Consider the following 798-nt stretch of genomic DNA (forward strand, 5'->3'; position numbering starts at 1 on the left):
GGCTGACAAAAATACATCCCAAATCTAAACGCGCCAGATTTTCAAGTGCTCTGAGCGAACTATGCCCTTTCATGATCCCATAAAGCAAAATTCCCATCATTGAACGAGGAGAATACGGCGCTCTACCTGTTGAAGAATAACAGCGTTCGAAAGGTACCCAGTCTTGTTCATCCAAAATCTCTGTGACAATAAATGCCCTACGTTCACCAATTTGCTTGAGATAATCGCAAAGGGAAACAGAACCCTCCAAGATAGGTAGATTTTGCGCTTTGACAAACTTACGTTTGGTGTGAGAAGGCGATTCCAGTTTGCGAGTAAATACGGTCATAAAAGATCTGCGTTTAAAACGAATAAAGCAAATTTTAATCGATAACATGAGCTTTTGCGACAGCCTCTTCAATGCAAAAAATGGATGCTCCATACTCGCAAGTTCATCACGAAACGCTAAAACATCAACCTCATCGGCAATGAAAAATTCTAATTCTTTATCACGAGTTTCGCACAAAACTAATTTGGGTACGCTAATAAAACACGGATGTGCTCAGCAATAGCATTTTTGATTACGTCCCAATTTTGTTGATAAAGGGTTATTTTTTCAGATATACGACGTTTATGTTGTTCAAACCACGCAGAAATAGCGAGAAAAATATGATTTCTTTGCGCTCGGCTCGTGCGAGCCTGACAGCGTTCAATACCACAATTTTGTTTAACTTCTCGATGATAAACTTCAACAGACCAACGGGCATCCATGATAGATTTGACGTATTCACGGGTGGGATTCTCTTTGTTTGTTACTAT

2 protein-coding genes are annotated in these 798 nt (G+C 39.8%); both read right to left on the minus strand.

What is annotated here, in order from left to right:
* On the minus strand, window positions 1–505 hold a 505-nt coding region (locus tag CBG25_RS15585; RefSeq protein ID WP_290607801.1), incomplete at its 3' end, for a hypothetical protein.
* A gap of 2 nt (window positions 506–507) precedes the next feature.
* Window positions 508–798, minus strand: a 291-nt coding sequence (locus CBG25_RS15590) for a transposase (RefSeq protein ID WP_290603789.1), incomplete at its 5' end; no start/stop codon positions are given.

This window comes from Arsenophonus sp. ENCA, assembly GCF_002287155.1.
Taxonomy (GTDB): domain Bacteria; phylum Pseudomonadota; class Gammaproteobacteria; order Enterobacterales; family Enterobacteriaceae; genus Arsenophonus; species Arsenophonus nilaparvatae.